The following is a 25,190-nucleotide window of genomic DNA, read 5'->3' as shown; positions in this document are numbered from 1 at the left end:
GAAGTGAAGCTGATTAATAAATTTTTTCATACCCTTCTGGGCGTGTTTTAAAGCGTCGGTGAAACCACATATATTGAGTGGGAGCTATACGTAACTGCTGTTCAATGATGTTGTTGACACGTGTAGCATCAGCAGTCTCATCGTTACTTGGCATATTGTCTAGGGCTGCCTCAATGAGAATGTGATAACGAGGATCACGTATATCACCATGACGATAAAAATATAGTGGTACAGCCGCAGCTTTAGAAATTTTTAATAAGCGACGATGTGCGGTGACAGTAGCTGCAGGTATACCAAAAAATGGGGCCATAACACCTTGTTTTAATCCGAAGTCTTGGTCTGGACTATACCAAATAGCATGGCCATTTTTTAATTGTCGAATTAAACCACGCATATCATCGTGATCAATTTGATGACCATAGATAGTGGCACGGCAGCGATAGATCAGCATATCTAGAAGTGGATTGTTTTGAGGGCGATAGACGACATCTGGATCAAAGTACTGCGCACAAATATAACCACCAGCATCAAGTAAAGTGCTATGTGTACCGAGTAGCAGAACACCTTGGCCTTGTGCTTGGGCATTGGTGATGTGTTCTAAGCCTTCAATTGTGACACGACCTTTAAACCAATTCGGACAGTACCAAGCATTTAGTGTTTCAAACACACCAATCATCATGTCAATAAAAACCTGACGTGATTGTTGCTCAACTTCAGCTTCGGACCATTCTGGAAAACAAAGTTGTAGATTGCGAATAGTGGTTTTTCTACGTGATTTTAAATACTTAAAAGCAATGTGACCAAGCCATTGAGCTAAACGGTATTGTAATGCCCATGGTAAGATTGCCAATAACATTAAAAAAACAATTGCAATCCAAATCCCCCAGTATTTAGGAAGAAGGAAAGACCATTGAAACTGACCAGGTTGATAGGCTTGATGTTGGCTCATTTATGTTGCTTAGAGATTGATTTCTTTGGGAATGGCCATAAGTGTATCATGAAGCGCAACGAGTTTTAAAAGACTCTCGTTGGGACACTATACGCTACCATGATATTTAAAGATTTTAATTTTCTTGCAATGAAAACCAAGATGCCATCTTAAAAGATGGCATCTTACTTAGAGCAGTAATGAATTACATGTTTTCCAACTGATCCCAACGCTCTAATTTTTCAAGTAGGAGCATATCAATGTCTGCAAGGCGCTGTGATGCTTCAGTCGCTGCTTCTGCATCACGAACAAACCAGCTTCCATCGGCAAGCTTGTCATTCAGATCGGCTTGCTCCTGTTCTAACTTTTCAATTTCAGCAGGCAGTTGTTCGAGTTCTCGCTGGTCTTTGTAGCTGAGTTTTGCCTTTTTAACACTTGGTGCTGCAGCTGCTTCGGCTTTTGCGATAGCTTTCTTTACTTCACTTTTTTGATCAACAACGGTTTGGTCAGGTCGTTGTTCTAAGTAATCTTGATAGCCACCAACATATTCATCAATATTGCCTTTACCATCAAAAACCCAAGTTGAAGTTACTACGTTATCCATAAAGGCACGGTCATGGCTAATCAATAACAATGTGCCTTTATATTCAGAAAGCATTTCTTCAAGTAATTCTAAGGTGACCATGTCAAGGTCATTCGTTGGCTCATCCATAACAATGAGATTGGATGGCTTAAGTAATAACTTGGCAAGTAGAATACGGTTGCGTTCTCCGCCAGATAATGCTTTGACTGGAGTACGGGCACGTTCAGGTGCAAAGAGGAAATCTTGTAAATAGCTATAAATGTGGCGGCGTTGCCCATTTACATCAACAAAATCTGAACCTTCTGAGACGTTATTTAATACTGATTTTTCTAGGTCGAGTTGATCACGTAATTGGTCAAAATACGCAACTTCAAGCTGGGTTCCAGTTTTGACAGTACCGCCGTGTTCAATTTCGCCTAAAATTGCTTTGATAAGTGTGGTTTTCCCAACACCATTATCACCAACTAGGCCAATACGGTCACCACGCATAACCAAGCAAGAAAAATCTTTGATTAATTGTTTTTGATCGTAGCTGACAGAGAGGTTTTCAACTTCAAAGACCACTTTGCCTGAGCGTGAAGCCTCTTGTACGCCCATACTGGCTTTGCCTTGCTGGAAGCGACGTGCTTTGGATTCTTCACGTAATGCTTTTAAAGCGCGGACACGGCCTTCATTACGGGTACGACGTGCTTTAATCCCTTGACGAATCCAAGCTTCTTCTTCAGCTAATTTTTTGTCAAATAAGGCATTTTGTTTTTCTTCAGCTTCAAGTTGTTGTGCTTTTAGCTCTAAGTAAGTTGAATAGTTACCTTCGTAACTACGCAATACACCACGGTCAAGTTCAACAATACGAGTCGCAATGCTATCGACAAAACTACGGTCATGCGAAATAAATAAGAGTGTCAGGTTATTTTGATCTAATAGAAATTTTTCTAACCATTCAATACTTTCTACATCAAGATGGTTTGTTGGTTCATCTAGAAGTAAAACATCTGGTTGAGTGAGTAGGGCACGTGCAAGTAGGACACGACGTTTACGTCCTCCTGAGAGTTCAGCTAAATCAGCTTGAGGATCTAGCCCCATTTTGCTTAGAATGGCATTGACTTTAGTTTCAAGTGCCCAACCATCAAGTTGGTCAAGTTTATGTTGTAACTCTCCCATAAGCTCACAAGCTTGCATATCACCAGCAACACAAGAATCACTTGCTTGATGATAAGCTTTAAGCACTTTGGCAGCTTCACCAGCTCCATCAGCAACAATGTCAGCAACAGTGCCTGTATCCATAGGTACGTCTTGTGCTAGCATTGAAACGCTTAGACCATTTTGAATTGAGACTTCACCTTGATCAGGAATTAAGCTTCCTTCAATTAATTTTAATAGTGTGGATTTTCCTTCACCATTACGACCAATTAAACAGACACGTTCACCACGTTCTAAGTTAAAATTCGCGCCGTCGAGAAGTGCAGGTCCACCAAATGCAAGTTGGACGTCCCTTAACGTAATATAGGCCATAGTGTTTCCTGAAATCCCAAATGAGGTCTAAAATGACTAATGCAAAAAATATAGATGATCATGCGCCATTGTCCGCACCCATCGAAGATTTGCAAGTAAGAATTGCATTTTTGGATGATTTAGTTGAGCAATTAGATGCGGAAGTTGCAAGACAAAATGCAGAACTCGCTGATTTAAAAAAACAATTACAGTTTTTATATCGACGTGTTGAAGCATCAGATTTATCAGAAGGTATTGCGCCTTTTGATCCCCACAATGATATTCCACCACATTATTAAGTTCTAGTTATTTGTAAAATACGTATGATTTTTGAGGTTTACTCGATTTATTGATCTGAATCATGTTGGCGATGACGAATTTCATTTGACCTTAGCCTCTAACATGGTTGTAATGCTTATCAACTTGATTGCTACATCTATTATTCAATATGCAAAACACCGTCGCATTAGTCGATTTGCAAGGCTACGCTTTAGAACTGTCACAACTTACTGCAATGTTGGCAAAGTATGACACTGTGTATTTGTTTCATTGCAAAAACCAGTGTTCATTTAGTTTAACCACGCTCAATGAGTTGGCAACCTTAATTAACAGTGGTCAAGTGATCATTTTGGATTTACCCCAAAACTGCCGTCAAGAGTATCAATATGCCGTATTGGTTGGGCAGATGCTGGTTTTACTGGATCTAGAGTTGAGTGTGACATTATATTCGGCGCAGCTACAGGCGACACAGTTGTTGCAGTTGTTTCAGCAAGCGACTATAAAATGTACATTACAGCAGTTACATACAAATGCACATACTGTAGTACCCACAGCGGCTGAATGGGGCGGTGTAGATTTGACATGGACGCAGCGTGCTTGTGTTGCCTTAGAATTATTATTACAGCCTATACAAAACCATCGGCTATTTATTGACTATGCACCTTTGGCATTACGTAAAGGTTTTGCAAAGCTAAGTAACACTGGTAATACGTTAAATTTACAGCAAGTTGAGTCTAGGGATGATGTACCAAATCTCAATATTCATGAAGCAGTACCTGATCAAGTCCAAACCCCAGCACAACAGTTACGTCAAGGTATTGAGGCACTTATTGATCAAGGCGGGAAAAAACCTTCAACGCTACTTCATGAAAAAGAAGACAGTTTACTTGAAGATGATTTATCCAATCTACATTTTCATCCATCCGATCAAATTCATTTTGAATTGCTTTTACAGCTGAGAGAGAAACAGGTTGTCATGCCTAAAGATATTTATTCGTTGAAAGATTTATTAACTGAGGTCTTTCCTGAAGCGGATGCGAGTTTAATTATTAAAGCATTGATCAAAAGAGGTTACATTCATTGGAATGGACATGAAGTGACCTATAGTTATGAAATGTACTTAAACTAGTTTTAGGGCATGAGTGTTTATAGGGTTAATAATGATATGCTTTTAACTGACTGATTTAGCACATTAAGCAAAATGAAGTTCGTTGTGAATGTTAGATTTAATATCCTGAAATATCTTTTTATTTTTAAAAAAAATTAAAGATGTGTATTACGAAATAGAATTTACGTCTTGCCTTTATCCCCACGCTTATGCAAATCTAATAAAGAGAGAAAAGGGTAATATATGGAAAATACTGGACTTTGGGTTACAGTGATTATTGTGGTTTTCGTGATTGGATCAATTTTTGGTTTAAGAGTGAGCCCAAGAGAAAAAGCCCTAGGAATTTTGCGTGAGAAAGCGCGAAAGATGAGCTTACATCCACGTTTGGTGGTTGCGCCAGACTGGACTGCTGTACCAAAGGCGACAGAAGACCGTGCCAGTATGATTGCTTATTATAGTGTTTTAATCCCTAGCGCAAATTTAGCTTTAATGCGTGCTAAAGTTGAGGATCAAAAGCTTAAAGTACTGTATGGCGATGAGAAATTTAGTGATTTACCCATTGCATTGCAAGGAATTTATGCTATTGATATGCAAGCCAACTGTGTTGGTCTGTATTGGGATGAACACAGTGATCTCAAAGCGACTCAACTTGATGAAATGAAAGCATTTCTTCTTTCTTTGGCTGAATATTAATTTTGTAACAACTAGGAATAAAAGTTTATTATGGCGAAAGCTCCTCGATCCACAACTAAAGACAGTGCAGCAACGGCTGAGGCTGGTAACAAGCGTGCTCTCGTGATTGTGGAGTCGCCTGCAAAAGCGAAAACAATTAACAAATATTTAGGTGCTCAATATATTGTTAAATCTTCTGTGGGCCATGTGCGAGATTTGCCTACCGGTGCAGGTAAATCTACAGAAAAGAAACCAACAAGCCGAACCAAATTAACAGAAAGTGAAAAGGCAGCTAAAGCACAGTCTGCTTTGATTAATCGCATGGGGGTTGATCCCGAGCACGATTGGAAAGCGCATTATGAAGTGCTGCCAGGTAAAGAACACGTTGTTGCAGAACTGAAAAAATTGGCATCACAAGTTGATGAAATCTACCTCGCAACGGATTTGGACCGTGAAGGAGAGGCGATTGCTTGGCATTTAAAAGAAGTGATTGGTGGCGATGATTCTCGGTACCAACGTGTTGTTTTTAACGAAATTACTAAAAATGCCATTCAAGAAGCATTTAAACATCCAGAACGTTTAGATACCAATAAAGTGAATGCACAACAGGCACGACGTTTCCTCGACCGTGTAGTTGGTTTTATGATTTCACCACTACTTTGGGAAAAGATTGCCCGTGGTTTATCTGCAGGACGTGTTCAGTCCGTTGCAGTTAAACTTGTGGTTGAGCGTGAACGTGAAATTCGTGCGTTTATTCCTGAAGAATATTGGCAAATTTTTGCAGATACGCATAACCAAAAAGATGCAATCCGTTTAGAAGCAGTGAAGCAGGCAGGTAAAGCACTTAAATTAAAAAATAAGGCTGAAACTGATGCTATCTTGACGATTTTAAAAGATGCAAACTTTGTCGTTTCTAATCGTGAAGACAAGCCAACCAAAGTTAATCCCAGCGCACCTTATATCACCTCAACCTTACAGCAAGCAGCCAGTACTCGTTTAGGCTTTTCTGTGAAGAAAACCATGATGTTGGCTCAGCGCTTGTATGAGGCTGGTTTTATTACTTATATGCGTACCGACTCAACATTTTTAAGTGATGATGCCGTGAATATGGTGCGTAGTCACATTGAAACTGAGTATGGTAAGAAGTATTTACCAGAAAAGGCTAATCGTTTTGGTAATAAGGCTAACGCACAAGAAGCGCATGAAGCGATTCGTCCATCAAATGTTGCACTTAAAGGTGATAGTTTAGTTGGTGTGGAGCGTGATGCTCAGCGGTTATATGATCTTATTTGGCGTCAGTTTGTGGCTTGTCAAATGACCCCAGCTGAGTATTTATCTTCAACTATTTTAGTTGATGCCAATGGTGTAGAACTCAAAGCTAAAGGCCGTACTTTGGTGTTTGATGGCTTTACACGAGTACGTGGTGCAAACAAATCTGATGATGATGTACTTTTACCGGCAGTGAAAGTTGGTGAACACTTACAATTAGATAAACTTGATCCATCACAGCACTTTACTAAACCACCAGCACGTTTTACAGAAGCTTCTTTGGTAAAAGAGCTAGAAAAACGTGGTATTGGTCGTCCTTCAACTTATGCAGCGATTATTTCCACGATTCAAGATCGTGGTTATGTCAAACTCGAAAACCGCCGTTTATTTGCGGAGAAAATGGGTGAAATCGTAACAGATCGCTTGGATGAAAGTTTTAATAATTTAATGAATTATGCCTTTACTGCAGATCTTGAAGGCCAGCTTGATAAGGTGGCAATGGGTGAGCGTAATTGGAAAGAGTTATTAGATAGTTTCTATGGTGACTTTAAGAAACGTTTGACAACTGCTCAAAGCGAAGCAGGTATGCGACGTAACCTACCTGTTGAAGTTGACTCTGTGGCATGTCCTGAATGTGGTCGTCCAATGCAGATTCGTACTGGGACAACTGGAGTGTTTTTGGGATGTTCGGGCTATAACCTACCTCCTAAAGAGCGTTGTAAAGGCACCATGAACTTAACACCTGTTGAGTCTTTGGCTGTGCTTTCAGATGACGATGCGGCTGAAACAGCAGATTTAATGTCGAAAAAGCGTTGTACAATTTGTTCAACAGCAATGGACAGTTATGTGCTTGATGGTAGTCGTAAGCTGCATATTTGTGGTAATAACCCAGATTGTCATGGTTTTGAATTGGAACAAGGTCAGTTCAAAATCAAAGGTTATGATGGGCCAAGTTTCCCATGTGAAAAATGTAATGGTGAAATGCAATTAAAAACTGGCCGTTTTGGTCCTTACTTTGCTTGTAATAGTTGCGACAATACACGCAAGGTACTCAAAAGTGGTCAGCCTGCGCCTCCACGAGTAGATCCAATTAAAATGGAACATCTCCGTTCAACGAAACATGATGACTATTTTGTGTTACGTGATGGGGCAGCGGGTTTATTCCTAGCAGCAAGTAAATTTCCTAAAATTCGTGAAACGCGTGCGCCTAAAGTAGCCGAATTACGCAGTGTTGCGGATCAGCTTGATGCGAAGTATCAGTTCTTACTTATGGCACCAGATACAGATCCTGAAGGAAATGCGACTTTAATTAAGTTTAGCCGCAAAAATCAGTGTCAATATGTGGGCTCTGAAAATGCAGAAGGTAAGGCGACTAAGTGGAGTCTAGTTTATCAAGATGGTAAATGGGTTGAAGCATAGTCCTCCTTACAAGACATCCCTCCGTATAAAGGAGGGATTTTTTTGAGTTTAAGCATCAATATTAGGCACTATCAACCACAAGATAAGCTGGCTTTAAGCCAACTTTTTCTACAGACTAGAATTGAAAGTTGGTCTTGGTTAGATGCTTCACAGTGGACGTTGCAGGATTTTGAAGCGTCGACCCAAGATGAGTTAATACTTGTTGCAGAATATGGGCAGCAATATTTGGGATTTGCAGCAGTTTTTCTTCCTGATAATTTTTTACATCATTTATTTGTTGCGCCTCAATTTCAAAATTTAGGTGTAGGTTCAGCACTTTTAATCGCAGCTGAAAAACACTTTACGACAACGGGAAATTTGAAATGCTTGAGTGAAAATCACGCAGCGCAACGTTTTTATATTAAACATGCTTGGCAAGTAGTTGATGGTGGGAAATGTGCTGAGGGTGATTATGTATTAATGGCAAAAGGTTGATTTTTTTATTAAAAGTTTTGAATTAAGCAATAAAAAAAGCCAGCACGCTATTTAGCTGCTGGCTTTTCTATGCCATAAGCGCTTAGCCTTGAGCCGCGTCTACAACTGGAATTTTACCGATTTTTGCTTGCCAAATTTTTGGTGCAATCGCATGAATAGAAGTACCGTTTACATCTACTGCTACAGATACTGGCATATCTTGAACTTTGAATTTGTAGATTGCTTCCATACCAAGGTCAGCAAAGGCAACAACTTCAGCTTCACGTACAGCTTTAGATACTAAATATGCAGCGCCACCAACAGCCATTAAATAAGTGGCTTTGTTGTCTTTAATTGCTTGAACAGCAGCAGGACCACGATCAGCTTTACCAATCATACCGAACAATCCTGTTTCTTCTAGAATTGTACGGGTAAATTTGTCCATACGTGTTGCCGTAGTTGGACCAGCAGGGCCAACAACTTCGTCACCAACAGGATCAACAGGGCCAACGTAGTAAATAAACTTACCCTTTAAATCAACAGGTAGTTTTTCACCTTTTGCTAACATGTCAACCATACGTTTATGTGCAGCATCACGTCCAGTATAAATTGTACCGTTGAGTAATAGCGTATCACCTGGTTTCCATGAATCCATTTCTTCTTGTGTGATGTTATCAAGGTCTACACGTTTAGACTGTGAAGAATCCCAAGTGACTTCTGGATAGTCTTCAAGTTTAGGCGCCTGAATATGTGCAGGACCAGTACCATCAAGCTGGAAGTGTGCATGACGAGTTGCAGCACAGTTTGGAATCATACCTACTGGTTTTCCAGCTGCATGACAAGGATAGTCTTTGATTTTAATATCAAGAACAGTCGTTAAACCGCCTAGACCTTGTGCACCAATACCAAGAGCATTTACTTTTTCGAAAATTTCGATACGTAGCTCTTCAGTTTGGTTCTGTGGACCACGACGAAGTAATTCGTCCATGTTAAGTTCTTCCATGAGCGCTTCTTTTGCAAGCATCATGGCTTTTTCAGCAGTACCACCAATCCCGATACCAAGCATACCAGGTGGACACCAGCCAGCACCCATAGTTGGAACTGTTTTTAATACCCAATCTACGATTGAATCAGATGGGTTAAGCATTGCAAGTTTAGATTTATTTTCTGAACCGCCACCTTTAGCAGCAACAGTAATATCTACTTTATTACCTGGTACGAGTTTATAGTGAATCACTGCAGGCGTATTATCTTTGGTGTTTTTACGACCAAAAGCAGGATCAGCTAAAACTGAAGCACGAAGGACGTTACTATTTTCTAAATAGCCCTGACGAACACCTTCATTGATGGCATCATCTAAGCTCATGGTCAAATCAAATTTAACGTCCAAACCAACATCAACCAAGACGTTGACAATCCCTGTATCTTGACAGATTGGGCGGTGGCCTTCGGCACACATACGCGAGTTAATTAAAATCTGTGCAATCGCATCTTTAGCGGCTTTATTCTCTTCACGATCATAGGCACGACTCATCGCTTGGATAAAGTCTTGTGGGTGATAGTAAGAAATAAATTGAAGCGCATCCTTGACCGAGGTGATCAAGTCATCTTGCTTGATAATCGTTGTCATATCAAAATCTCTTGAGCGGGCTGAAAGCTAGCGGGCTAAATTATACGTGATAAACGTGTTGAAGTGGTGATTTAGCAGAATTTTTAGACTATGGTGGGGCAATACAATAGGTTATTTTTTGATGATGATATTGCTTGTGTGAATTGGATCATCATCATAAAAACTTGAGTATGAATATGTTGAGTAATAATTGTGCAAAAATCAATAATCCCAGACCAAAGCTCAGGCTAATACACCACTCATTCCAATATTGTTGTTTAGAGTCGATTTTAAAAATATAGCGTGAGAAAAAATGTAATATGGCGGCTAAGAATAGGGAAGAAAGCACAATGGTAACAAAAGCAAAAAAGAACAGCGCGGTACGGTGATATGTCCAATGACTCAAATACTGCAACATGGTAATCACATATGACCATGGGCCTAAAATGACCCAAAAAGTCGTGAGTGCTAATGCAAAAGCAATGATCTTGCCCCATCGATACTTTTGCGCATAGGAATTTTCTTTTGGTACAGAAGATGTGCTTAGGGCTGTGTGAGGGTGTTGGGGAGATGATTTAAAAAAACGCTGAGTAATCCATGGGAGGCAGAGACTACCCACCAGCATAAATATGATCTGAAGACTTTGCTCAAAGCTAATTTGCATGCCTAGATAACGATTTAACATCAGTATAAGGGCGATTGATGCCAGTAGAATTAAGGCAATACCCAGCATTGCCAATAAGAAGGGGATTAAAAAAGTATGTCGAGGAGAGGGCTGCATTTTAATTCTCTCTATAGTAAGCAAGAGATTGTTGTTAAAACAATCTCTTGCTTAGCTTGGAGTGCTTTAGAACGGCTTAGGGAAAAGGTGTACAGTCATTTCCCTTGCAAATTGTTGCATATGGACGTGTTGTTGTTTTGATATTTACACCACCCTGTGGTGAGAGATCATCTGCTACTGTATTGGTGTTTAAACCATAGCTTGGTGATACTGTACTAGATTGAATATTAGCAATATTTAAAATATCTGCCGCAAGCATATTACCGAGCTTTTGGTAACCAGAAGCACTGAAGTGAACACCATCACGACGTGCATCACCACGGTTGATCCACGTCTTCATGCTACAGTTGCCACCCATAGCCGCTTGCCAGTCCCAGTAGAGTGTTTTGTATTGTTGAGCAACTTCACGTTGCATTTGCTGTACTTCGTCCAGTTTAATTGGACGTACACCACAAGAGCCATTGATGCTTTTTAGGCTTTCAGGTGCAGAAACAATCATTACTGCAGTTTTAGGGCTTGCACTACGAATTGCTTGAATTTTCTCAATCAAGATTTGACGTGTTTGAGCAACATCAAGATTGTTATTGTAGGCTTCGTTGGTTCCATAAGCCAAAATCAATAAATTGGGTGAAACAGCTGCGAGTTCTTTTTGCCAAGCTTGAGTATTCCAGCGATTCCAATAAGAGAGCTGAGCACCATTAATACCGAGTGCAGAAACCACAGCACCTTGTCCTCTTTCATTTTCTCCCCACCATCCACCTAGAGCCGTTTGTTTTGCTTGTTGGCTTTGAATGGTAAACGGTGGCTGGGCAACAAACTGCACAAATTGCCAAGTGCCATTTTTGATTGGTGCTTCTATAGAGATAGGGCGGCCTTGGGCATCTTGGCCAATGAGGGGACTATCACCTGCCTGCTGGCGAATACTGACTGTATAGCGTTGGCTAACTTCACTTTGTTTCGCTTTAATCGTAAGACTGGCAGCTGTTGACTGTGGTATTGCTAATAATCCACCAAGACTATAATTTTCATCACTGCGTGTTCGACTTGAGACGGGTTGCCAACCACTATTGTCATAACCATAGCGGACTAAACGATGGCCAGTAAAATACATGGGCATACCCCAACCCATTCCACCATTGCCCAAAGTGCTCTGTAGTTGGAGACGCATATTATTCGTCATTTCATCAGCAGCAGTATGTGAGTCTCCAAGCTGCACAATGTGAATTTTTTTTGTTTGTAAGGCTTGAATTAAATTTTGACTATTCGGTTCATTAAAATTACTTAAACTCGCTGCGGATAGACTTTGGCAGCTCATGAATAACATACATGATAGTGAGGTCAAACTTTGCAGTTTATTCATAATAAATCTTTGTATCTAAGATGGATTAGTTCACAATTCTAATATGTTGTTCAATAATCTTGGCAATATTTTTTTGACCTTCTGTTGAAAAATGTATGCCATCGGCACTGCGCATTTTATTTGAAACTCCATCTTTGAGTAGATAATCATTATAGATGTTGTTACTTGTTCCTAAGATTTCTCTTGAATCTATTAAATAGGCATGTTGTAGCTGAACTTCAGCTGCAATAATCTGGTTAAGATAAATCATTTGATGATTTAAACTGTCTTTACGCATATTCGGTGGGCTGATCCACATGACTTTAACTTGGTGTCGTTGAGCTGTTTGAATAATGTCTGCAATTCGTGAGCGATATTCAGCTTCCCATTCAGGTGTTTCAAACTTGAGGTAAGCACCTCCTGTAGGGCTAGGCATATCCCAAGGGTCATTTGGACCTAAAAAGACCACTAAGATTTTAATTGCTGGATTTTGTGCCAACGTTTCTTTGATGGTTTGAGGCCAATTAAAGAATTTTGGGTAGGCAAGCCCTGTACTTTGTTTACTAAGATTAACGGTTTTAATTGAATATTGTTCTTGTAGGTATTTTTGAACATGTGGTGCAACTCCTTGCATTAAGGAGTCACCAGCAAAGAAGACCTGATCTGCTTTGGTAATACTAAATTGATTTAACTGTGCTTCTTGTGCACGCGCCTCTGCCTGAGCTTTTGCTTGGCTTGCAAGTTTGAGTTGTTCTTGTTTTTGCTTTTCTAACATTGCTGTTTTAAATTCTGGGCTAAAAGCATATTCAGCGTTAAAATTTTCGATGATGTCACTGTTCCATGCAGATATTTTGGCTTTTACTGCATCATGTTGATGATAAAGTTCATCACCAATTGTTCCACCTAAACTCCAACTTGGATAATCATCTAAATCAACCAGTGGACTAGGCTGATGATAGGTTTGCTGGTAGTACGCATTTACTGAGTTTTGCATTATCCAGATACTCAGCAATGCGCAAATTAACAAACTACTTAAGATATAAACAAAAGCCGCAGAGGTTGAACCTTGTTGTGCTGTTGATGATGCATCACTGAGGTCTGTGCTGACATGGTCTATTGATTCAGGTTGCTTAGAAGTTTGCATAGATAAAGCCCGGGATGCCAGATGGTGCACAGATAACAATAATTAAAAATACGATGAAAAGTGGAACAATAAGCAAATAGCGTGGTACACGTATAAGGCTTAGGCAGGCACTTTGCAGTAAACGACTAATAAACGGGTATAGTCCCCAAGCGATAACCATTAAACTCAATAAATAAAGTGGATTATTTGTCCACTGTATATTGATGACATTACTAAAGAGCGCTTGGAAGACTTGTAGTGCTTCATCTAGGCTTTTGGCACGGAAGAAGACAAAACAGAAACAAACAAAGTTAATCGTTACAAACACAGAAATAACTTTGCCAATCCAACTTGATTTTGAAAGTGCATCACGTGCTTGTTTTGCGGTTACATTGAAGGTTTTTTGATAGAGTTTATCGCTACAGTTTAAGAGCACTAGGGCTAGACCATGTAGCAAGCCCCAGAGAAAGAAATTCCAACCAGAACCATGCCAAACACCCGAGAGTACCATGGCGGTGACCAAGTTAAATTGTGTGCGAGTGAAACCATCTCGGCTTCCCCCAAGTGGAATGTAGATATAGTCTCGAATCCACGTCGATAAACTGATATGCCATTTATCCCAAAAGTCACGAATATTGTGTGCTAGTAAGGGAGCTTTAAAGTTCACAGGAATACGAAAACCAAGCAATAGGGCAAATGCAATCATCATTTCACTATAACCAGAAAAGTCTAAAAACAACTGTAAGGTATAGGCATAGATCGCTGCTAAAATCTCAAGACTGTGATATTGCATTGGGTTTGCAAAGACAGGGTTAACCCATTCATCGGCTAGCCAGCCAGCAATCCACCATTTTTTAATCAGTGCAATAATGATGAGCAATAACGCTAAACTTGGAAATAAAACTTGTCTTGGTGTTGTACTGCGTAATTGCTCACTCATACCGCAGTTTTGACCACAAATATCATTTAAACCTTTCACATTCTTGGCTCGAGCAATTGGCCCTGCGGTAATCGTTGCAAAAAATGAAAAGTGTGTCAGTAATTGTAAGATGCCAAATCGAGGTACTTCGCTTTCATTATAATATCGACTGACTAAGTAACTTATTGCCTGGAAAGAGTAATATGAAATACCTAAAGGCAAGATAAGATTAGCCATCAAGCCTGAGCTATCCAGTTGTAATGCATCAAGTGCTTGGCTGATATTCACTTTGAAAAAATCGTAGTACTTAAACCAACTGAGCTGGGCTAAGGTAAAAACAATACCTAAAATGAGAATCTTCTTTTTATGTTGTTGATAAGCATCCATTGCTAAGGACAACAAATAAATACCCAAACTAAATCCCAAAAGAATAACAACGGCTGTTGCATTAGCCATAGCATAGATCACAGCATAACTTGCAAGCATCAAAACAAAATTTTGGATTTGTGGTTTTGAGCGAAATGACCAATAAAGACAGAAAAATAAAATAAATAATAGACTGAATTCAATGGATAAGAACGAGAACATTGTTATTGGATCTATGAGAGTTAGCTGGCGGATTCTAGCACGCTCACTTATGAATGTAATTATACAAAAGTGCGCTTTTTAAGCTAAAACGCCTAAATTAATAAAAACTTGTCAACGACATTATTCATAAAATTACACAGACTGTTAATGAGTTAAATATATTCATGAAAAAGATAATATAGTTGAATATTAATCAGTTTAAAGCGAAGAAGAGAGAAGCTTTGAAATTTAGGCGACAGTTATACGCACTTTAATAAATAAAAGAAGCTCCTTACATCATAATCAGTAAGGAGCTTCTTTTGAGCATGCAGAGGTTAGGCTGTTTTTTGTTGCTCTGCTTGAATTGCTGTGAGTGCAATAGTGAAAACAATATCATCGACTAAGGCACCACGTGATAAATCATTCACAGGTTTATTTAGTCCTTGTAACATTGGTCCAACACTAACCACATTAGCTGCGCGTTGCACCGCTTTGTAAGTGGTATTACCTGTATTCAGGTCAGGGAAAATGAATACATTGGCACGTCCAGCAACTTTAGAATCAGGTGCTTTAGAGCGACCAACACTTTCAACTGATGCAGCATCGTATTGTAATGGTCCATCAATGAGTAGGTCAGGGCGGCGTTGCTTAGCAATTTCAGTTGCTTCACGAACTTTGTCCACATCTGCACCCGTGCCAGAAGAACCTGTTGAATACGAAATCATGGCAATACGAGGGTCAATACCAAAGGCTTTGGCTGAATCGGCTGATTGGATTGCAATTTCAGCTAATTGTGCCGCATCTGGATCTGGGTTAATGGCGCAATCGCCATAGACATAGACTTCATCTGGTAACAGCATAAAGAATACAGAAGAGACTAGTGAGTAATCTGGTGCTGTCTTAATAAGCTGGAACGCTGGTCGAACCGTATTGGCTGTAGTGTGTACTGCACCAGATACGAGACCATCAACTTGATCAAGTGCAAGCATCATTGTACCAAGTACAACCGTATCTTGAAGTTGTTCATCAGCTTGAGATTCATTCAACTTGCCTTTGCGTAACTCAACCATTTTTGCAACGTATTCAGAACGAATAAGATCAGGGTCAATAATTTCTAGATCTGCTGGGAGTTCAATATTACGCGCTTTAGCAACCTCAAGTACTGCTTCTGGTTTTGCAAGTAAAATACATTGTGCAATACCACGGGATTGACAAATAGCAGCAGCTTGAATCGTACGTGGTTCATCACCTTCTGGTAAAACAATACGTTTTTTCGCAGCAATTGACTTCTGTACGAGTTCATGACGGAAAGCAGATGGAGAAAGGCGTGCAGTATATTGACCATTCACCAATTCGGTGAGCCAATCTAAGTCAATATGACTCGAAACAAAACGGGTAACTTGTGTAGCACGTTCAATATCATCCACTGGAATTTCATTGCTGAGCTGAGCAAGTTGTTGAGCTGTTTCAAATGTACTTAAAGTTGTATGTAAAATTGGTAAGCCATTTTTGATTGCTGGCTGACAAAAATCTAAAATTTTAGCACTTGGTTGGTGGTGCTCAGTCAGAATTAAACCTGCTAATGGCACACCATTACTACAAGCAAGACTACTTGCCAGTAATACATCCACGCGATCAGAAGCACTGATGATTAACTCGCCAGCAACAAATTTATTCAATTCATATTCAATGTTTGATGAAATGAGGCTGCTGTGTAGTACACGACGTTTTTCTGCTTTACCAACATTTATCCAGCTGGCACGGATTTGTTGTGCGAGGTCACTGACACGAGGTACACTCAAACTATCACTAAATGGCACTAGACCAATAATAGGAAGTTGTGATGAACCTATATGAGCATGTGTTTTTTGAATTGCTTGACTAAAATCAGCAATCTCTTTGGTGAGACGTAAGCTTGGGTCGAGTGTGACCGGAATTTGGGCAGTTCCTTCAGCTAAGCCACGAGTACGCATGAACAATACCCCAGCGGTTCGTTCAGATGCAGCTCCACCAAAGTGACGTAACTGAGTTTCTACTTTTTCAGCACTGCATTCTGCTTGACGAATATCTGCATTACTTACAAATACCACCTTAGCATCAAGTGCCTGTGCAAGCGAAGCGTTGAGACTTGATGCGAAGCTATCACGTGCATTGGGTAACAAGCCTTCAACAATAATAAAATCATGAGATTTGGCAATTTGTCGATGCATATGAACAGCTTGTTCAAGTAATACATCACACTCACCTTGGTTATATTGCTGAATCAGTTGAGTATAAGCAATAGGTTCGACTACATTATCGGATTGGGTAAGATGCTGGTAAAGCGCAGTTGTACGATCAACTGTAGCATCGTACTCCTGTGAAAAAGGTTTGAGAAAACCTGCTTTAATTCCTTGACATTCCAAGGCATAAATAAAACCTAAGCATGCAGATGTTAAACCTACACCTTCCCCAGTTGGCACCAATAAAATCGTTTTCATATACGTGTCTTAACCTTTAACAAGGTGAGTCATAATAAAGTAAATTGATATTTGATTACGACAGTGAGGGTGACAACGGTTTTAAACCGCTGCCACTTCAGCTGTTGTATCTTGCGCAGTCAAGTGATCGACTACAGTACGGGTTTCTTGTGCAATGCGGCCTTCTTCATCAGTTGGAATAACCCAAATTTGAGGACCTGTGCCTGCGTCAATGCGACCTTCAGTACCACGTTTAAGTTCATTATTTTGCTCTTTACTGAGCTGGAATCCAAAATGTGGTAAATAAGAAATAGTTTTTTCACGAATATAAGCTGAATTTTCACCAATACCGCCAGTGAAGATTAAGCCATCCACACGTGGTATGCCACAGCTTAGACCAGCCAAAGATTTTGCTAAGCGATAGCAGAATACTTCAATTGCTAAGCTTGCATCTTCGTTACCTTGTTCTGAAGCTTCAATCAATGTACGCATGTCATTTGATAATGCAGACAGACCGAGTAGACCACTTTCGCTATTGAGCATTTTGTCAATTTTTTGGATATCCCAACCCAAGTTATTGGCTAGGAAGCTGTGAATACTTGGATCTACATCACCACTACGTGTGCCCATTACAATGCCTTCAAGTGGTGTTAGCCCCATTGAAGTATCAACACTTTGACCATTCCAGATGGCACAGGTTGAGCTACCATTACCAAGGTGAGCACTTAACCAACCACCTTTTTCAGTCAACTGAGATACTTGAGTTGCACGATTTGAAACATAAGCGTGACTTGTACCATGGAAACCATAACGACGAACATTGTGTTCTGTATACAAGAATTTCGGTACTGCATAGCGATAAGCATGTGCAGGCATCGTTTGATGGAAGGCTGTATCAAATACTGCAACTTGAGGTAAATCAGGGAACAAACGCATAGTTGCGTCAATACCAATCAAGTGAGCAGGGTTGTGAAGTGGCGCAAGTGGTGTTGCTGCACGAATACGTTCAATAATTTCGGGAGTCAAGCGTTCAGCTTTCGTCAAAGTACCACCATGAACAACACGATGACCGATCGCTTGAGGGCGGTATTGAGACAAACGGTTAAGTACCGTTTCTAGCGCCTTTTCATGATCTGCAAAAGGGATAGAGAGTTCAAGTGGTTGACCACCAAAAGTAATACCTTTGATGCGCGCTTCAGCAGAGCCTAAGTTTTCTGCTAAGCCGTAGATTCGATCTTCACGACGATCAGAAACAAGCGCATATTTGATAGATGAAGAACCACAGTTGATGACCAATACTGATGTAGACACGTTGAATTACCCGAATTATTAAATGATGAATCTTCCTGATAAATTCAATCACACCTTTTAAATGGCGGGCTGTGTAAAGTACAACGCAGCACAGCTAAAAAGTTGCAATATCGAATTAGTGCTTAAGTTTTAGCATAGCGTTTTTATTTGGCCTAGTTAGACTTTAGGTCATTAGACTTAAGCATGATCGACCAAGGTGTATAAAAATATACGTTGTTGGTAAAAAAAACGCTTCGACTTGAATCTAACAAGGAATGAATTGGGCTGCAATTATAAAGTTGAACTAAATTGAAAAAGATGTTTTAAAATGTGAAAAACCCAGTAGTTACTAACAAATACTGGGTCTCAAATAGATGCTATGAAGGTTACAATCTGGCAAAAGTAACCATAATGTGAGGAAGATTATTGGCGAATTTGCCCATCACCCAATACAATCCATTTTTGTGAGGTTAAGCCTTCAAGACCTACAGGACCACGGGCATGGATTTTATCGGTAGAGATACCAATTTCAGCACCCAGTCCATATTCAAAACCATCAGCAAAACGTGTAGAGGCATTCACTACAACCGAACTAGAATCAACGCGTGCTAGGAATTGGCGTGCGAGACTAAAGTTTTCAGTAATAATGGCATCGGTATGATGTGAGCCATAATGGTTGATGTGTTGAATAGCTTCATCAATACCACTGACTACTTTGATTGCTAAGATCGGTGCCAAATATTCAGTAGCCCAATCTTCTTCTGTTGCTGCAATACATGCCTTGCCTAAGATCGTTTGAGTGGTATTACAACCACGAAGCTCTACCTGTTTTTCTGCATAAAGTGCTGCAATTTGAGGTAAGAAATCCGCTGCAACTTTTTCATCGACCAATAATGTTTCCATTGCATTACAGACACCATATCGGTGTGTTTTTGCATTGAGTGCAATTGGTAATGCCTTACTAAAGTCTGCCTGTGCTTCTACGAAGACATGGCAGTTACCGTCAAGGTGCTTAATGACAGGAATCGTTGCTTCACGGGTAATTCGCTCAATTAAGCCTTTGCCGCCACGAGGAACGATGACATCTACATATTCAGATAAGGTAATGAGTTGTCCAACAGCTGCTCGATCTGTGGTATTCACAACTTGTACGCAATGTTCAGATAACCCAGAGGCTTTTAGACCTTCTTGAATGGCATTGGCAATGGCTTGATTGGAATGTAATGCTTCTGAACCACCACGTAAAATAATGGCATTGCCCGACTTAAGTGCAAGAGAGGCTGCTTCAAGCGTTACGTTCGGGCGTGATTCGTAAATCATACCTACAACACCAAGAGGTACACGCATTTTACCTAATTGGATGCCTGATGGGCGATAGGCCAGATCAGTAATTTCTCCAATTGGGTCTGTCAAATTAGCAACATCTTTCAAACCTGCTAACATCGCGTCAAAGCGTGCAGGAGTAAGTTCTAAACGATCAAGTAATGCTGCATCCAGATTCTGTGCAATACCTTGTTGCACATCAATTTGGTTAGCATCTAAGATGTTTTGTTGATGCTTTTCAAGTGCCGTATAAATGGCAAGAAGAGCATTATTTTTGACGAGGGTAGACGCGCTGGCCAAGATGGTCGATGCTTGGCGTGCTTGTTGCCCAAGGGTTTGCATGTATTGCTCAATGGACTGTTGCATGGCAGTGATCATTTCTCTATAAAAAGTAGTGCGATATCTTCAGGATGGTAGCAGTGCCTTGCCAAACACGCTACGGTTATTTTTCATTATGCTGTTTGTGGTATAGATATTGGATTTAACTTCTGAAGGAATGTAGGGAATATAAATTCATTTTATTAAATTATTCTTGAAAGTGGTTTTTGAAAATAAATAACACCCAGCTATCAACTCGAATGAAAAATGTTCGACTTTGGTCGTGGTTGCTTAAATCTAGATCTAAGCAACCCGTTTTTAACCATGTGGTATTTACATGATTAGAAATTAGTTTGCTGTTGCATTTTTAAATGCTTGAATAGTATCAACACATTGTTGCCATTCTGTGCCTAGATCTAGGGTATCACCAATACTGAGTTCAGGGATTTTTCCACGCATACGCTCTAAGCGTGTTTGATTTGGTAAAGCAAAATTCTCAATGGCAGATAATGCTAATCGTGCAGCATCACGGTCATTGCAGACTAAGCCCATATCACAACCAGCACTCAGCGCAGCGACGATACGTGCATCGGCACCACCTGCAACACCTGCTGCTTGCATAGATAAATCATCTGAGAATAAAACACCATCAAATTGCATTTGTTCTCTTAATATCTGTTGAATCCAAAATTTTGAGAATCCAGCTGGATGAGGGTCAACTTGATCATAGATAACATGAGCTGGCATGAGTGCATCTAATTGTGGTTGAAGTTGAATAAAGCTCTGCATATCTTTTGCATGGATTTCATCGTAAGAACGACTATCTATTGCTGCAGCAATATGAGAGTCAGCTTTGACTGAACCATGGCCAGGGAAATGTTTTCCTGTTGTTGCCATGCCAGCTTCCTGCATACCCTGCATAAATTGGCGGGCTAAGATAATAATATGTTCTTGGTTGTCAGCAAAAGCTCGGTCACCAATCACATCACTAATATCATTAATATCTAGTACTGGTGCAAAACTAAAGTCAATACCAACAGCCAAGACTTCAGTGGCCATAAGCCAGCCGCATTGACGGGCCAAGTGGCAAGCACGTTCAGGTTCGCTGCGATATAGCTCGCCGAAACGTCCCATTGCAGGAAGAGCGGTGAAGCCTTGGCGTAAACGTTGTACTCGACCACCTTCTTGGTCAACGGCAATTAAGATCTCTGGACGAACAGAACGTATGTGATCTGTTAACTCTCGAACTTGTCGAGGGGATTCAATGTTACGCGCAAATAAAATTACGCCACCAACTTGCGGAGCTTGTAATAATTCAATATCTTCTTGAGTGAGTGTCGTCGCTGCAATATCGAGCATCAATGCGCCAATCATGAAATACTTCCGTTGCTTTACGTTTTGGGAAAACTGAACAATAACTGAATTTTGCAATGATTTGCTACACTTCATTGATACAGATTATGATAAAACTACACGACATAAACAGAATAAGATGATTAAGATTCTGATTCTACTCACTTCAGTTAGAAATATAACGCTGAAATTGGAAAACTCTAGGACGTAAACGGTAATTATGAAACTTCAAACAATCGCTTGTGCAGTTGCAATTGCGACTGGTGGTTTGTTCTTCAACTACGCTATGAATGAAGCTATTGCAGCAACAGAGTCTGCAACCGTTTCTTCGTCCACCATTAAACCTACACAAGAACAAGCTTTAGTCTCTCGCCAATTAGCAACTTTGGTTGATCGTCAACATTATTTAAATTTACGACTTGATGCTGCAACCTCAGCACGCATTCTTGACATGTATTTAGATAGTCTTGATCCTGACCATAGTCTATTTTTAGCGACAGAAGTTGATGGATACAAAAAGAAATATGGAAACAATTTTGGTACAGCACTGAAAACAGGTGACTTAACAGCAGCTTACGCTATTCATGCTCAATATCGTACTCGCCTCAATGAGTTTTATACTTTTATGTTGGCTGAATTGAAAAAGCCACAGGATTTAAAACAATCAAATGAGTATTTAGACGTTGATCGTGAAAAAGCAGCATATTTTAGTAATCGTGCTGAACTTGAAACGCATTGGAAAAAAACATTAGTTTCACAGCTGATTAATTTGACCATTACTAAAGAAGAAGAAGCTGCGAAGCAAAAAGCATTAAAAGCTGATCCATCTTTAGCGAATGGCCAAGACTTAAGTGCTTCAGAAGATCTTACGCCAGCACAGACGTTAACCAAACGTTATACGCGTAAACTAGAGCGAATTAAACGAATTAAGAGTGATGATGTCTTAGACAAAACACTCAATGCAATGCTTGCAACATACGACCCACATAGTAACTATTTCCCACCAGTAGATGCGATGGAGCTAAACCGTCAAACAAGTTTGCAACTTGAGGGGATTGGAGTCGCGATTCGTCCTGACCGTACCAATGAGGACTACACTCGCATTGAAACCATCGTTGAAGGTGGACCAGCAGGAAAATCTGGGCAGGTGAAGTCTGGAGATCGTATCATTGGTGTTGCTCAAAATGGTGAGAAAATGGTCGATGTGATCGGTTGGCCAAGTTCTGAAATTGTTGGGTTAATTCGTGGTAAACGTGGCACTAAGGTTGCGGTGAAACTGTTGGGTGCGGGAGCATCGTTAAGTCAGGCACGTGTTGTTACCTTGACTCGTGATGTGATTCAGGAAGAGGATGCTGGTGTTCGTTCACGTACTGTAGAAGTTGTTCGTGATGGCAAAAAATACCACATGGGTGTGATTGAAATTCCTTCTTTCTATCTTAACTTCCGCGCACGTCGAATGGGCAACGATTATCGTTCTGTATCTAAAGATACCTATGACGCTTTGCAAACACTAAATGCTCAAAAAGTAGATGGGGTGATTATTGATTTACGTAATAACCCAGGCGGATCTCTAGAAGAAGTGGCTAAAATGATTGGTCAAGTGGTGAAGGAAGGCCCAGTTGTCCAGATTCGTGATGGTAATGGTAATGTTAGCGTTTACGAAGATACAGATGGTGGGCAGCAAGTATATGCAGGCCCATTGGCTGTTTTAATTAACTTGGGTTCAGCTTCTGCGAGTGAAATTTATTCTGCAGCTATTCAAGACTATGAGCGTGGTATTGTCATCGGAAGCACGACAACAGGTAAAGGTACTGCTCAGGTACAACTCGATAGCTTAGCTTATGGTCAGGCTACACTTACACAGCGTAAATTTTATCGTATTACTGGTGGAAGTACTCAAAATAAAGGGGTAATTCCAGACATTAAATTGGTTGATATTTACGATGAAGAGTTTGGTGAGCGTAAGGCGAAAAATGCGTTGAAGTGGGATACGATTCCAACAGCACCATTTAAACGTGAGGGTGATACACATAGTTATATCTCTCAACTTGCTGAATTATCTAAACAACGCGTTAAGTTAGACCCACAGTTTGAATATTTATCAACACGGATGGATATTGCGAAGTCAACTAAAGACCAGAAGAAAGTGGTTTTAGATATTGATCAACGTAAAGCTGAGTTAGTGGCGTTGGAGAATAAAACCTTAGCTGCGGAAAATAAACGCCGTGCTGAGACTGGACAAAAACCATATTCAAATTGGGAAAGTTATCAAGCTTCAATAGAAGCCTTAGCTGAAGCACGATCTAAAATGAAAGCAAATAAGCGTCCTCCATTACCTGAGGAAGAAACTTATGTGACAGAAGCAAGTAATATCTTGTTGGATTATGCACAGGCACAAAGTAAGAAATAAATGAAACATATTAGTCTGCTTAAATAGGTTGACTATATTTCATGAGAACCGAGTTAAGTTATTAACTCGGTTCTTGCTTTTTTAGTGGTGTAAAGTCAAAAACAATAATTACAAAAAGTTACATGATAAAGGTGTGCATTTTAGCTTGCATATTCGTCTATAGAGATAAAGGCAAGTTTTTACTTTGTATACGACATAAATAGGATGAATCAAAAACTTATTCAGTATTGAAGAACTACACGATTGTTATTCTGATCAAGATAGCGTCGGAGATAAATTGAGTTTGATGTAACGAATATATTTTAGTTTCAGTTTAGCTTTAATCACTTTTACTAAGGAGCTTCTTAATGAATGCACCGACAGATCAAACCATTCAAGACAGTTTAATGTTGAGTCTTAAACAAGAAACATTGAGTGAACATGAACGTATGGAAGTACTGATGCAACAAGCTGGTGTATTTGAGAGTAAAGAGAATTATGCTCAATTTACCTTGTCACAATATTATTTCCAAAAAGATGTAGAACATCTTTATCTCGATAGCAAAGTGCAGCAGTTAATTCCTGATCTTGATATTCGTGGTCGTTCGGATGCTGCATTACAAGATTTAAAAGATTTATCACTCACACCACAGCTTGAAACTATCGCTACACAACATGTTTCATATCCAGAGTCTTTGGGATGGATTTATGTCTCTGAGGGTTCAACATTGGGAGCAGCTTTTTTATTTAAAGAAGCTCAAGCACGATTTGGCTACAGTGCTGAGTTTGCTGCAAGAAATTTAGCAGCTTATCCTGAAGGGCGTGCCATTGTATGGAAGCGTTTTAAGCATAGCTTAGATACAGCTCATTTTAGTGATCTTGAAAAAGGACAAATTATTGCTGGAGCATTAGCAGGCTTCAAACGATTTGGTGACTTATTACAAGATTTAGAAAACCTGAAGTAAGCTAATCAAAGGGCTAAGATGTGAAACAAACAGAGTCAGTATCAGAGCTAAATAATACCACTCCTGTAGTAAAAGCGAAGTTAGCTAAGAGTTGGATTGCACGTTGGATTTATATTGCCTTGGCCTGGCTATGTTTGGCATTGGGAACTTTAGGAATTATTGTTCCTGGTTTGCCTACCTTTGATTTTTATTTTTTAGCCACTGTTTTTGCAGCTAAAGGATCTGAAAAATTACATGCAAAAATTGTGAATAACCGTTATATCGCACCAATTTTAAAACAATGGCAAGAGCAACGTCGTTTACCGTTACGGGTGAAAATTGTTTCCTTAATCAGTATGTCGGTTGCAGCTATTATTTTGTTCTTAAGTGTACCGCATCTGTGGATGGTGATAGGTGTGGTGCTGATTATGCTGTGTGTGCAATTATGGATGTGGTTTAAGGCCTAGTTGTTGGTTGACATCCTCACCCCCTTAAATGGGGGTGATTCCTACTGCTAGACGCTTATGTCCAAGCGCAAGTATGTTCAGTGCGGAATTTATATCCCGATCATGGA

The 25,190-nt window shown here is 40.0% G+C and carries 19 protein-coding genes and 1 pseudogene; 8 read left to right on the top strand and 12 right to left on the bottom strand.

The genetic code is table 11. The features are described 5' to 3' along the window. Positions 1-13: 13 nt before the first annotated feature. Positions 14-949, bottom strand: a complete 936-nt coding sequence (gene lpxL, locus RFH42_RS12045) for an LpxL/LpxP family Kdo(2)-lipid IV(A) lauroyl/palmitoleoyl acyltransferase (RefSeq protein WP_308975898.1) — start codon at positions 947-949, stop codon at positions 14-16. 184 nt (positions 950-1,133) lie between these two features. After that, the gene (locus RFH42_RS12040; protein ID WP_308975897.1) at positions 1,134-3,023 is read right to left on the bottom strand and encodes an ATP-binding cassette domain-containing protein; all 1,890 of its coding nucleotides are present in this window, start codon (positions 3,021-3,023) and stop codon (positions 1,134-1,136) included. A 32-nt stretch (positions 3,024-3,055) separates the two neighbouring features. On the opposite strand from RFH42_RS12040, the gene RFH42_RS12035 reads away from it, so the two are divergent. From RFH42_RS12035 to RFH42_RS12015, 5 genes are all read left to right on the top strand, one after another. Next, the gene (locus RFH42_RS12035; RefSeq protein ID WP_308975895.1) at positions 3,056-3,301 is read left to right on the top strand and encodes a SlyX family protein; all 246 of its coding nucleotides are present in this window, start codon (positions 3,056-3,058) and stop codon (positions 3,299-3,301) included. A 149-nt stretch (positions 3,302-3,450) separates the two neighbouring features. Next, entirely contained in the window at positions 3,451-4,410 is a 960-nt protein-coding gene (locus tag RFH42_RS12030) for a hypothetical protein (RefSeq protein WP_308975894.1), read from the top strand. A gap of 222 nt (positions 4,411-4,632) precedes the next feature. Continuing rightward, the gene (locus RFH42_RS12025) at positions 4,633-5,082 is read left to right on the top strand and encodes an ammonium transporter (protein WP_308975893.1); all 450 of its coding nucleotides are present in this window, start codon (positions 4,633-4,635) and stop codon (positions 5,080-5,082) included. A 30-nt stretch (positions 5,083-5,112) separates the two neighbouring features. Further along, the gene (gene topA / locus RFH42_RS12020) at positions 5,113-7,749 is read left to right on the top strand and encodes a type I DNA topoisomerase (RefSeq protein WP_308975891.1); all 2,637 of its coding nucleotides are present in this window, start codon (positions 5,113-5,115) and stop codon (positions 7,747-7,749) included. 42 nt (positions 7,750-7,791) lie between these two features. Further along, positions 7,792-8,223: a GNAT family N-acetyltransferase gene (locus RFH42_RS12015; protein WP_308975890.1), complete on the top strand. Its 432-nt coding sequence runs from the start codon at positions 7,792-7,794 to the stop codon at positions 8,221-8,223. Positions 8,224-8,305: 82 nt separating this feature from the next. Here the strand turns inward: RFH42_RS12015 and RFH42_RS12010 are convergent, their stop codons facing one another. The 9 genes from RFH42_RS12010 to nagZ form a co-directional block, all read right to left on the bottom strand. Next, complete coding sequence (locus RFH42_RS12010) at positions 8,306-9,832, bottom strand: fumarate hydratase (RefSeq protein WP_308975889.1); 1,527 nt, start codon at positions 9,830-9,832, stop codon at positions 8,306-8,308. A gap of 154 nt (positions 9,833-9,986) precedes the next feature. Beyond that, a complete protein-coding gene (locus RFH42_RS12005) occupies positions 9,987-10,592 on the bottom strand; it encodes a hypothetical protein (protein ID WP_308975888.1) in 606 nt (201 codons plus the stop codon). A 76-nt stretch (positions 10,593-10,668) separates the two neighbouring features. Beyond that, the gene (locus RFH42_RS12000; protein ID WP_308975887.1) at positions 10,669-11,952 is read right to left on the bottom strand and encodes an SGNH/GDSL hydrolase family protein; all 1,284 of its coding nucleotides are present in this window, start codon (positions 11,950-11,952) and stop codon (positions 10,669-10,671) included. A 25-nt stretch (positions 11,953-11,977) separates the two neighbouring features. Further along, on the bottom strand, positions 11,978-13,075 hold the full coding sequence (locus tag RFH42_RS11995) for an SGNH/GDSL hydrolase family protein (RefSeq protein ID WP_308975885.1): 1,098 nt from the start codon (positions 13,073-13,075) through the stop codon (positions 11,978-11,980). Next, entirely contained in the window at positions 13,062-14,459 is a 1,398-nt protein-coding gene (locus RFH42_RS11990; RefSeq protein WP_308975883.1) for an MBOAT family O-acyltransferase, read from the bottom strand. Before RFH42_RS11990 ends, RFH42_RS11995 begins: the two co-directional genes overlap by 14 nt. 416 nt (positions 14,460-14,875) lie before the next feature. Beyond that, positions 14,876-17,020 carry a phosphate acetyltransferase gene (gene pta / locus RFH42_RS11985; RefSeq protein WP_308975882.1) on the bottom strand — a complete coding sequence of 715 codons (2,145 nt, stop codon included), beginning with the start codon at positions 17,018-17,020 and terminating at the stop codon, positions 14,876-14,878. An 81-nt stretch (positions 17,021-17,101) separates the two neighbouring features. Beyond that, positions 17,102-18,310 carry an acetate/propionate family kinase gene (locus RFH42_RS11980; protein ID WP_308975881.1) on the bottom strand — a complete coding sequence of 403 codons (1,209 nt, stop codon included), beginning with the start codon at positions 18,308-18,310 and terminating at the stop codon, positions 17,102-17,104. 402 nt (positions 18,311-18,712) lie between these two features. Further along, a complete protein-coding gene (locus RFH42_RS11975) occupies positions 18,713-19,990 on the bottom strand; it encodes a glutamate-5-semialdehyde dehydrogenase (RefSeq protein WP_308975880.1) in 1,278 nt (425 codons plus the stop codon). A 288-nt stretch (positions 19,991-20,278) separates the two neighbouring features. Next, the gene (gene nagZ, locus RFH42_RS11970) at positions 20,279-21,304 is read right to left on the bottom strand and encodes a beta-N-acetylhexosaminidase (RefSeq protein ID WP_308975879.1); all 1,026 of its coding nucleotides are present in this window, start codon (positions 21,302-21,304) and stop codon (positions 20,279-20,281) included. Positions 21,305-21,503: 199 nt separating this feature from the next. Between nagZ and RFH42_RS11965 the strand changes: the two genes are divergently transcribed. From RFH42_RS11965 to RFH42_RS11955, 3 genes are all read left to right on the top strand, one after another. Then, entirely contained in the window at positions 21,504-23,693 is a 2,190-nt protein-coding gene (locus RFH42_RS11965; protein ID WP_308975877.1) for a carboxy terminal-processing peptidase, read from the top strand. A gap of 347 nt (positions 23,694-24,040) precedes the next feature. Further along, positions 24,041-24,637: a biliverdin-producing heme oxygenase gene (locus RFH42_RS11960; protein ID WP_308975876.1), complete on the top strand. Its 597-nt coding sequence runs from the start codon at positions 24,041-24,043 to the stop codon at positions 24,635-24,637. A gap of 20 nt (positions 24,638-24,657) precedes the next feature. Continuing rightward, positions 24,658-25,083: a YbaN family protein gene (locus tag RFH42_RS11955; RefSeq protein ID WP_308975875.1), complete on the top strand. Its 426-nt coding sequence runs from the start codon at positions 24,658-24,660 to the stop codon at positions 25,081-25,083. Positions 25,084-25,107: 24 nt separating this feature from the next. Here RFH42_RS11955 and RFH42_RS11950 read toward each other — a convergent pair. Then, positions 25,108-25,190: pseudogene (locus RFH42_RS11950) on the bottom strand (RNA-guided endonuclease TnpB family protein); the annotation flags it as partial.

The sequence above is a fragment of the Acinetobacter rudis genome (genome assembly GCF_031157835.1).
Taxonomy (GTDB): Bacteria; Pseudomonadota; Gammaproteobacteria; order Pseudomonadales; family Moraxellaceae; genus Acinetobacter; species Acinetobacter rudis_A.
The sequence above is the reverse complement of the archived record's forward strand: the minus strand, read 5'-3'. Positions and strand labels throughout refer to the sequence as shown.

Coding starts and splice junctions, on each gene's coding strand:
- lpxL (WP_308975898.1), bottom strand. CDS start 949: ATGAGCCAACATCAAGCCTATCAACCTGGTCAGTTTCAATGGTCTTTC.
- RFH42_RS12040 (WP_308975897.1), bottom strand. CDS start 3,023: ATGGCCTATATTACGTTAAGGGACGTCCAACTTGCATTTGGTGGACCT.
- RFH42_RS12035 (WP_308975895.1), top strand. CDS start 3,056: ATGACTAATGCAAAAAATATAGATGATCATGCGCCATTGTCCGCACCC.
- RFH42_RS12030 (WP_308975894.1), top strand. CDS start 3,451: ATGCAAAACACCGTCGCATTAGTCGATTTGCAAGGCTACGCTTTAGAA.
- RFH42_RS12025 (WP_308975893.1), top strand. CDS start 4,633: ATGGAAAATACTGGACTTTGGGTTACAGTGATTATTGTGGTTTTCGTG.
- topA (WP_308975891.1), top strand. CDS start 5,113: ATGGCGAAAGCTCCTCGATCCACAACTAAAGACAGTGCAGCAACGGCT.
- RFH42_RS12010 (WP_308975889.1), bottom strand. CDS start 9,832: ATGACAACGATTATCAAGCAAGATGACTTGATCACCTCGGTCAAGGAT.
- RFH42_RS12005 (WP_308975888.1), bottom strand. CDS start 10,592: ATGCAGCCCTCTCCTCGACATACTTTTTTAATCCCCTTCTTATTGGCA.
- RFH42_RS12000 (WP_308975887.1), bottom strand. CDS start 11,952: ATGAATAAACTGCAAAGTTTGACCTCACTATCATGTATGTTATTCATG.
- RFH42_RS11995 (WP_308975885.1), bottom strand. CDS start 13,075: ATGCAAACTTCTAAGCAACCTGAATCAATAGACCATGTCAGCACAGAC.
- RFH42_RS11990 (WP_308975883.1), bottom strand. CDS start 14,459: ATGCTTGCAAGTTATGCTGTGATCTATGCTATGGCTAATGCAACAGCC.
- pta (WP_308975882.1), bottom strand. CDS start 17,020: ATGAAAACGATTTTATTGGTGCCAACTGGGGAAGGTGTAGGTTTAACA.
- RFH42_RS11975 (WP_308975880.1), bottom strand. CDS start 19,990: ATGATCACTGCCATGCAACAGTCCATTGAGCAATACATGCAAACCCTT.
- nagZ (WP_308975879.1), bottom strand. CDS start 21,304: ATGATTGGCGCATTGATGCTCGATATTGCAGCGACGACACTCACTCAA.
- RFH42_RS11965 (WP_308975877.1), top strand. CDS start 21,504: ATGAAACTTCAAACAATCGCTTGTGCAGTTGCAATTGCGACTGGTGGT.
- RFH42_RS11960 (WP_308975876.1), top strand. CDS start 24,041: ATGAATGCACCGACAGATCAAACCATTCAAGACAGTTTAATGTTGAGT.